This is a genomic window from uncultured Wocania sp. (genome assembly GCF_964021735.1).
Taxonomy (GTDB): Bacteria; Bacteroidota; Bacteroidia; order Flavobacteriales; family Flavobacteriaceae; genus Wocania_A.
On the sequence record NZ_CAXIBN010000018.1, the window covers coordinates 20588 to 27858 of the forward strand.

The window sequence follows — 7271 nt, forward strand, 5'->3', positions numbered from 1 at the left end:
AAACCGCTCCTTGACTAAAGGGGCAAGGTTTCTATTTATTAGTCATCTTCACGAAAGTGGAGATTGGATTGATTTTTGAATGCAGTTGTTTATGATTTTCATTTCTAAATACTTAGTGCCAAAAGGATATACCGGTTTAACCATTTTTCCTTTTGTGTTTTTAAAGAATAGTCGTTTTAAAACCGATTATATTTTAATTAACCACGAAAAAATTCATTTGAGACAACAACTAGAAATGTTAGTAATACCTTTTTATTTGGCATATATACTTGAGTTTTTGTTTAAATTAATTCAATACAGAAATTGGAATTTAGCTTATCGTAATATTTCTTTTGAACGCGAAGCTTATGCTAACGAATTGAATTTAGATTACTTAAAGCAACGACCATTTTGGGGATTTTTAAAGTATCTTTGCGCCAATGATTTTTAATCTAGAACATAGTATTAATCAGCCTATTATTTTACCCGAAAATAGAGGTGTTGAGTTGTATATTAAACGCGAGGACAAAATACATCCTTTTGTTTCTGGAAATAAATACAGAAAACTAAAATACAACTTAACTAAAGCCGAAAATAATGGTTTTAAAACGCTGCTTACTTTTGGTGGAGCCTATTCAAATCATATTGCAGCGGTTGCTTCGGCTGGACAAAATCAAGGTTTTAAAACCATTGGTATTATTCGAGGCGAAGAATTAAAAAATAAAGTAGATGACAATGCGACTTTAAGTTTTGCTAAACAATGCGGCATGCAATTTAAGTTTGTATCTCGTGAAGATTATCGTAATAAAACATCTCAAAATTTTATTGATAATTTAAAAGAAGAATTTGCTGCCTTTTATTTAATTCCAGAAGGCGGCACAAACCCATTAGCTATTAAAGGTTGTGAAGAGATATTAAATGATGACGACGCAAATTTTGATTTTATATGCACTTCAGTTGGTACAGGAGGTACTATTTCTGGACTTATAAATTGTTCAAAACCCAGTCAACAAGTTTTAGGTTTTTCAGCTTTAAAAGGTGATTTTTTAAAAGAAGATATTAGTAAATTTGTAACCAAAACCAATTGGGATTTAAAAACTAATTATCATTTTGGAGGCTATGCTAAAATAAATAAAGGGTTAATCAGTTTTATTAATGATTTTAAAAAGGAATATCAAATTCCTTTAGATCCTATTTATACAGGAAAAATGATGTTTGGAATTTTTGATTTAATCGATAAAGAATACTTTCCTAAAGGATCAAAAATTTTAACTATTCATACAGGAGGTTTGCAAGGTATTTCTGGAATGAATGCAATTTTAAAAAAGAAGAATTTACCAATAATTGAATAAATAATGAAACATTCATAATAAATTTTTATACGAATAAGAATGATTAAATGAATGTTACATGTGACCTTAAAAACAATATGTATAAACACATGAAACGGTTAGTATTAATATGTTGCTTAGTAAGTTTTGTTGTTAGCTGTCGTTCTAAAAAAGCGATTGTAACTAAAAAACCTAAAAACAGTACCGAACAGGTTGAGGTAAAAGTTGAAACCAATAAAACTGAAGAAAAAGTTACGGTTACAACACCTAAAGTATACACCAATAAAGTAGAAAAGTATATTGACACTTATAAAGAAATTGCTCAAAACGAAATGCAATTATATCATATTCCTGCAAGTATTACTTTGGCACAAGGGATTTTAGAATCGGGTTCTGGTAACGGGCGACTTTCTGTACAAGCCAATAATCATTTTGGGATAAAATGCCATAAATGGACAGGTAAAAAGATTTATCATGATGATGACGAAAAACAAGAATGTTTTAGAAAATATAAAGATGCCAAATATTCGTTTAGAGACCATTCATTATTTTTAACCGAGCGAAAACGATATGCAAAACTTTTCAAACTTAAAAAAGAAGATTACAAAGGTTGGGCTAAAGGTTTAAGAGCCGCAGGGTATGCAACCGATAGAAAGTATCCTCAAAAATTAATTAGCTTAATAGAACGTTACAAGTTGTACGAATTTGATAAAGAAGTGTTGGGAGATACTTATGTAAAATACGAAGAACCAGTACTAAGTGATGTTTTAACTTATACGGTAGTAAAGGGAGATACCTTGTATTCTATTTCAAGAAAATATAATATTAGTGTAAAAGAACTTCAAAATATTAATGGTTTAAACGATAATACCATCAGTATTGGGCAAGCATTGATTGTTAGACCATCATCAAAAAATTAATAAAACACATGAACTATAAACGTAGTAGCGCTCTGTTTGCGCAAGCTGAAACTGTTATTCCTGGAGGTGTAAATTCGCCGGTACGCGCTTTTAAAGCAGTTGGCGGCACACCAATTTTTGTAAAAGAGGCAAAAGGCGCTTATTTATATGACGAGGATGATAATCGATTAATCGATTACATAAATTCTTGGGGACCAATGATTCTTGGTCATGCATATGAACCTGTGGTGAATGCAGTAGTTGATAAAGCTAAAAAAGGAACATCGTTTGGTATGCCAACAGAAATTGAAACTCAAATCGCCCAATTAGCAGTTTCTATGGTGCCAAATATTGATAAAATTCGGTTTGTAAATTCTGGAACCGAAGCCTGTATGAGTGCAGTTCGATTGGCGCGCGGTTTTACAGGTAAAGATAAAATTATAAAGTTTGCTGGTTGTTATCATGGACATTCCGATTCGTTTTTAATACAAGCGGGTAGTGGTGCGGTAACTTTTGGGTCGCCAAATAGTCCAGGAGTTACACAAGGCACAGCAAAAGACACATTGCTTGCGCGTTATAATGATATTGAAAATGTTACGCAATTAATTGAAGCCAATAAAAACGAAATTGCTTGTATTATTATTGAACCCGTTGCAGGAAATATGGGTTGTATTCCACCAAAAGAAGGGTTTTTACAAGCATTAAGAGGTTTGTGTGATGCTAATAATATCCTTTTGATTTTTGATGAAGTGATGACGGGTTTCCGTTTAGCAAAAGGTGGTGCACAAGAGTTATTTAATATTAATGCAGATATTGTTTGTTTTGGTAAAGTAATTGGTGGCGGATTACCAGTTGGTGCTTTTGCTGCACGAAACGAAATTATGAATCATTTAGCGCCTTTAGGGCCAGTGTATCAGGCAGGGACTTTAAGTGGAAACCCGCTTGCTATGGCGGCAGGATTGGCTATGTTAAATGAGCTGAATAATGATGCTGGAATTTTTAATCGATTAGCAGAAAAAACTACCTATTTACATAAAGGTATCTCAAAAGTTTTAAATGCTAATAATGTTGCACATACTATAAATAGAGTGGGTTCGATGATTTCTGTACATTTTGATGAAGCTGAAGTTGTAGATTTTGAAACCGCAGCAAAAGGAAATAATGACACTTTTAAAAAGTTTTTCCATGGATTGCTTGACAAAGGTATTTATATTGCACCAAGTGCTTTTGAAACTTGGTTTATTACCGATGCTTTAACTTATGAAGATCTAGATTTTACAATTGAAGCTATTGAGATAGTTGCAAAAACACTATAAAAATGAATAGGCTTTATGATAAATAAAAGCCTTTAGATTATGTTATAAAAAATTATCGAATAACAGTAACAAAAAACTTTACTATATTCTAACTTGTTTACGGAATATGAGTAGTAAGAGTTGTTGTATAACGAGTTAGTAACAATTAAAATGACACATCCTCTAAGACAGCATATAGAAGAAGTAATTAACCTTACAGATGAGGAATTTGATTTTGTTTTGAGTCATTTTGTGCAAATTAATAAGCGTAAACATCAATATATTGTCCAAGAAGGAGAAATTGTCAATAAAGAATACTGGATAATAAAAGGGTGTTTAAAAAGCTACTTTGTTGATAACGCAGGAAAGGAATACATACTTCAATTTGGAATGGAGAATTGGTGGATTACAGATTATGAATCTTTTGTAAAACAAACCAAATCTAAAACTTCTATCGACTGTATAGAAGATAGTGAATTACTATATATATCTTTCGAAAACAGAGATAAACTGACTGCTCAAATGCATAAAATGGAACGTTTTTGGGCTAAAAAAAGTAAAATTGGTCGTATTGCACTTCAAAATAGGATTCTGTCATTGTTAAAGAATTCAACTAAAGAAAAATACGATTTACTTCTCGAACAATACCCAAAACTTTTCCAACGTGTCCCCAAAAAAATGATTGCGGCTTATTTAGGTGTTTCTAGAGAAACACTTAGTAGATTAAACTCATAACTTTATTATCTACTATAATCAAGTCAATGTGACTTGCATCACTTCAAAGAAGTGATAAACCTCCTTTCTAACACTTTAGGTTCTCATCACCTTTGTATAACATTAATTTAATAGAAAAGTTATGCCATACATTAATATTAGAGTTACCGATGAACAGGTAACACAAGAACAAAAACGTCAATTAATAGAAGGAGCTACACAACTAGTAGTTGAAGTGCTTAACAAAAATCCACAAACAACCCATGTGGTTATTGATGAAATACCAATAGCAAATTGGGGAGTAAATGGGAAACAGTATTTAGGAACTAAAAAATAAAGAAAATGAAAAATAAAACCATAATTATTACAGGAGCATCCACAGGAATTGGTAAAGAAATTGCTAAATATTTTATAACACGAGAAAGTAATGTTGTAATGAACTCTTCAAATGAAGAAAATTTAAGAAAGGCTTACAATGAATTCGGTTCTCCTTCTAATGCTATTTACTTAGCTGGAGATATTAGTAAACAAGAAACTGGTGAAAAACTTGTTGCTCTAGCGCTGGAAAAATTTAATTCTGTAGATGTTTTAATCAATAATGCTGGAGTTTTTGCTCCAAAACCTTTTTTAGATGTTGAAGAAAAAGATTTAGACCTCTATTGGAGTGTAAACCTAAAGGGAACATATTTCACCTCTCAAGCAGCTATTCCTCAAATGATTAAACAACAAGATGGTTCTATAATTAATATAGGAACTGTTTTAGTAGAGCATGCCATAGATGGATTTCCTGCAACAGCACCGTTAACAAGTAAAGGTGCTATTCATGCTTTAACGAGACAATTAGCTGCAGAGTTTGGAAAAAATAATATTAAGGTTAATACAATAGCCCCAGGAATTATTAGGAGTCCACTACAAGGCAAAATTGGAATTGAAGATGCGGATAGTTTAGCTGGATTACACTTGTTAAATCGAATTGGAGAGGCAAATGAAATTGCTGAAGCGGCATACTATTTGGCTACTTCAAATTTTGTAACAGGAGAAACAATTAATGTTGCTGGTGGACATACCATTGGACACGCTATTTAAAAATTAATGGTTATGTATAAAGAGAATATAAAGGAAATTGAAAATTTGATTGCCAATTACTTCATGGGAATTTTTAATGGAGATATAGTAAAACTTGAAGCCAGTTTTAACGAGAACGTAAATATTTATGGGGATATAAAAGGAGTTGAATATTTGAAAAGCATAAAAGAATATTTAGAGGGAGTTAAGAATAGACAATGTCCAAAAGATTTGGGTGAATCTTTCCAAATGAAAATAATTGGAATAGATATTATGGGTAAAATTGCCATTGCTAAATTGCATGTTCCCATGCTTGGGTATAATTATTATGATTATTTATCATTAGCTAAAATTAATAATGATTGGAAAATTGTAAATAAATTATTTACGCATGAAGAATGAATATATAGTTGTTAACAGGCGTAAATAGCATATAAAACAAAACGCATTTCTGAATTCAGAAATGCGTTTTTCATTAACAAACTATAATCAAATAACCAACCAAAAAAATCACTTATTGTCTTTTCTTGCCTTGTCCTTTTTTACGGTTTTTAGATTTATTCATCCTATTTGCTTGCGCTTTTTCCCATTTAGCATATTGCTCCTCATTCAAAATATCTTTCATTTTTGCTTTCATTGCTATTTGGTGGTCTAGCTTTGTGTTCATCATTGCTAAGCGTTGTTCTTTTGAGGGAGTATTACCACTTTCTTTTCTAGCTTTGCGAGTTTCCATCATCGCTTTTCTTTTGGTGGCATTTTCTAAATTTAATTTGTGAATTTTGGCTTGTTGAGATTCAGTTAAATCTAAATGAAGGGTCATTTTTTTTGTTTGTAATGTTGCCATTTCTTCAGCAGAAAGGTTCATCATTTTTTGACCTCTTTCTTGATTGTTAGAGCGTTCTTTTTTTTGTTGAGCAGTGGCTTGTAATGCTAAAAAAGCCACTGCAATTATTGCTAATCTTTTCATTTTGTTATGTTTTAAGTTGTTTGCAGTTAGGACTAAAGCAAATGGAAAAGGTTTAATGCGCCAATTAATTTTAACTATGTATTAACATATTAAGTTGTATAAGTGAAAGCGTTTTGTTTTATTTAAAAATAGGAACACTTAAACTAAGGCCTGTTTGAAAATCTGGAGCATTATTTACTAAAAAATCTTCTTTAAAGTATAATGATAATTTATAGTTTAAGTGACTATAAGTGTAAATAAAAGACCAATTAGATTGAGCTTTATAAAGTGTTGTAATACCATGTTGCCAGCCGCCATTTATTTCTTCCCACTTACCTAAAAGTTTAAAATAATCTGTTTCTTTAAGTTTATTATAACGTGACTGAATTTGGTAATTTACTCCAAAAGCATGGTAATTTCCTTTTTTTGTATATTTTGTGAATTCAATATCTGTTTCAATGGTTGCTAAGAATTTGTTGTTGCCTAAATCGATAACATCTCCAAAGTTTATTAGATTTTTACGTAATAAATTCATGCCAACGCCAACATTAAATTGGTTGTTGTTTTTTAATGTGATTTTTTTAATACCGCTAGCAGAAATACCAAAATCTATTGACGGGTTGAATTTAGAGGTGTTAATTCCTAAATGATTTCCGAAACTTATAAATATGTTCTTGGTATTGTTAATTTTTAATGATGGATAGTAATAATGGTTGAATTCAATGCCACTTAAAAAGAAATCGTTATTATTTAGCTCTAGTGTGTTTCCGTTTCTATCGGTATATTTAAAATTTACTTGATTTAATCCGTAATAGCGTCTTCCGTAAGGGTCTTCTCCCCCAGAAATATTGCTATGAAACCATTCAATTGTTTCATCGCCAGTAAAAAAAGAAAACGGGTGTTTGCCTTTTGTGATTAAATACGAGCGTAGTGAAATGCCTAATTCGTGGTGTTCTCCTAAAGGGATGTTTATATTAAACCTAAATGCTTTTATAACAGCATCAATAACGATATTCATATAATCCGCTGGTGTGGTTTCGTG

At 31.3% G+C, this 7271-nt stretch carries 10 protein-coding genes; 8 read left to right on the plus strand and 2 right to left on the minus strand.

Annotation, left to right across the window (positions count from 1 at the left end):
* Positions 1–91 precede the first annotated feature (91 nt).
* The 8 genes from AADI82_RS03010 to AADI82_RS03045 all read left to right on the plus strand — a co-directional run bounded on the left by AADI82_RS03010 (position 92) and on the right by AADI82_RS03045 (position 5685).
* Complete coding sequence (locus AADI82_RS03010) at positions 92–430, plus strand: hypothetical protein (RefSeq protein WP_341214991.1); 339 nt, start codon at positions 92–94, stop codon at positions 428–430.
* Entirely contained in the window at positions 420–1331 is a 912-nt protein-coding gene (locus AADI82_RS03015) for a pyridoxal-phosphate dependent enzyme (protein ID WP_341214992.1), read from the plus strand. The genes AADI82_RS03010 and AADI82_RS03015 overlap by 11 nt, the downstream gene beginning before the upstream one ends.
* A gap of 89 nt (positions 1332–1420) precedes the next feature.
* Positions 1421–2230 carry a glucosaminidase domain-containing protein gene (locus tag AADI82_RS03020; protein WP_341214993.1) on the plus strand — a complete coding sequence of 270 codons (810 nt, stop codon included), beginning with the start codon at positions 1421–1423 and terminating at the stop codon, positions 2228–2230.
* Positions 2231–2238: 8 nt separating this feature from the next.
* The gene (gene hemL, locus AADI82_RS03025) at positions 2239–3525 is read left to right on the plus strand and encodes a glutamate-1-semialdehyde 2,1-aminomutase (protein ID WP_341214994.1); all 1287 of its coding nucleotides are present in this window, start codon (positions 2239–2241) and stop codon (positions 3523–3525) included.
* Positions 3526–3675: 150 nt separating this feature from the next.
* A complete protein-coding gene (locus AADI82_RS03030; RefSeq protein ID WP_034041230.1) occupies positions 3676–4239 on the plus strand; it encodes a Crp/Fnr family transcriptional regulator in 564 nt (187 codons plus the stop codon).
* A gap of 121 nt (positions 4240–4360) precedes the next feature.
* Complete coding sequence (locus AADI82_RS03035) at positions 4361–4555, plus strand: 4-oxalocrotonate tautomerase family protein (RefSeq protein WP_341214995.1); 195 nt, start codon at positions 4361–4363, stop codon at positions 4553–4555.
* Positions 4556–4560: 5 nt separating this feature from the next.
* Positions 4561–5304 carry an SDR family oxidoreductase gene (locus AADI82_RS03040; protein ID WP_341214996.1) on the plus strand — a complete coding sequence of 248 codons (744 nt, stop codon included), beginning with the start codon at positions 4561–4563 and terminating at the stop codon, positions 5302–5304.
* A gap of 12 nt (positions 5305–5316) precedes the next feature.
* On the plus strand, positions 5317–5685 hold the full coding sequence (locus tag AADI82_RS03045) for a nuclear transport factor 2 family protein (RefSeq protein WP_341214997.1): 369 nt from the start codon (positions 5317–5319) through the stop codon (positions 5683–5685).
* 112 nt (positions 5686–5797) lie between these two features.
* Here AADI82_RS03045 and AADI82_RS03050 read toward each other — a convergent pair whose 3' ends face one another.
* Together AADI82_RS03050 and AADI82_RS03055 are read right to left on the minus strand one after the other, a co-directional pair.
* Positions 5798–6250 carry a hypothetical protein gene (locus tag AADI82_RS03050; RefSeq protein ID WP_341214998.1) on the minus strand — a complete coding sequence of 151 codons (453 nt, stop codon included), beginning with the start codon at positions 6248–6250 and terminating at the stop codon, positions 5798–5800.
* Between the two features lie 118 nt (positions 6251–6368).
* Positions 6369–7271 (minus strand): hypothetical protein (locus AADI82_RS03055; RefSeq protein WP_341214999.1); only part of this gene is annotated, 903 nt, incomplete at its 5' end.